General features: G+C 76.2%; 2 protein-coding genes. Both read right to left on the bottom strand.

From position 1 onward, the window contains the following. Positions 1–669 (bottom strand): M48 family metalloprotease (locus ABD308_RS36670; RefSeq protein ID WP_344344583.1); only part of this gene is annotated, 669 nt, incomplete at its 3' end. Continuing rightward, positions 666–1,037 carry a BlaI/MecI/CopY family transcriptional regulator gene (locus tag ABD308_RS36665; RefSeq protein WP_344344587.1) on the bottom strand — a complete coding sequence of 124 codons (372 nt, stop codon included), beginning with the start codon at positions 1,035–1,037 and terminating at the stop codon, positions 666–668. The genes ABD308_RS36670 and ABD308_RS36665, both read right to left, overlap by 4 nt. Positions 1,038–1,167 lie beyond the last annotated feature (130 nt).

Here is a 1,167-nt window from a genome sequence, read left to right as displayed (position 1 = left end):
GGCCGCCATCTCGAGCAGCTGCGCCACCTCGGCCCGCCCGAGTGCGGCCAGCGGAAGCCGGCGGCCGAGAAGCAGCACGAAGGTGTCCACCGCGAGCAGCACCAGGTGGTGACGCCCCCGCAGGTGGCCGTGCTCGTGGGCGACGGCCGCGGCGAGCCGGGGCTCGTCCAGCAGTTCCAGGGCTCCGCGCGTGACCACCACCCGGGCGCGGCGGCCGGGCAGGCAGTAGACGGCCGGCCGCGCGTCGTCCAGGACCAGCAGGTGGCGCCGTGGATCCGGGGCGGCCACCAGGTCCAGCGCCGTCCGGTGCCGCCGCCGCGTCCGGGCGGCCCGGGCGGCCAGCAGCGCCGCCACCGCCGTGACCGCCCCGCCCGCCGCGGTCGGCACCCACCAGTCGTGCGCGTGCGGCGCGGGGGCGGTGGTGGTGGCGGTGGCGGTGGGCGGCTCGATGTGCGGCAGCAGTCCGACCAGCCCGGCCGGTTCGTGCCCGAGCGGGGCGAGCAGGTGGTGCGCGGCCAGCAGCACCCCGGTGCCGAAGGAGGCCATCAGCGCGAGCCAGACGGCCGTGCCGAGGACCGGACGGGCCTGGAGCCGTCGTGAGCCGGCCAGCCGCCGGGGGAGCAGGACGCCGACCAGGACCAGGTGGAGCGCCAGCAGGAGCAGGGTCACCGGGCGTCGTCCCGGGCCTTGACCTCCTCCAGGGCGGCGAGCAGCGCCGTCGCCTCGTCACCGCTGATCCGGTCGACGAAGTGCAGCAGTGCCCCGGCCCGGTCGGAGGTGGTCTCCAGCGCCTGGTGCATCAGCTGCGCGGTGTACGACTCGCGGGTGCAGGTCGGCTGGTACACCCAGGCGCGGCCGACCTTCTCGCGCCGCAGCCAGCCCTTGGTGTGCAGGATGTCGGCGACCGTGTTGACGGTGGTGTACGCGACGGGGCGCTGTCCGCGCAGGTCGTCGACGACCTCGCGGACGGTGGCCGGGCGGCCCCAGGACCAGAGCCGGTCCATGATCTCGGCCTCCAGATCACCGAATCCGCGCAGCACCCGTTCCGCCCCTCTGCCGTTCCGCCGTCCTGTCCGCTATCGCTCCCGCCCATCGTACGGCGGCCCGTCGTACGGGCGTCCGTGCCGGGTGGAGCTCAGCGGCGCATCCGCCGGACCAGGTCGGCGG

This window comes from Kitasatospora putterlickiae (genome assembly GCF_039527695.1).
GTDB lineage: Bacteria > Actinomycetota > Actinomycetes > Streptomycetales > Streptomycetaceae > Kitasatospora > Kitasatospora putterlickiae.
The sequence above is the reverse complement of the archived record's forward strand: the minus strand, read 5'-3'. Positions and strand labels throughout refer to the sequence as shown.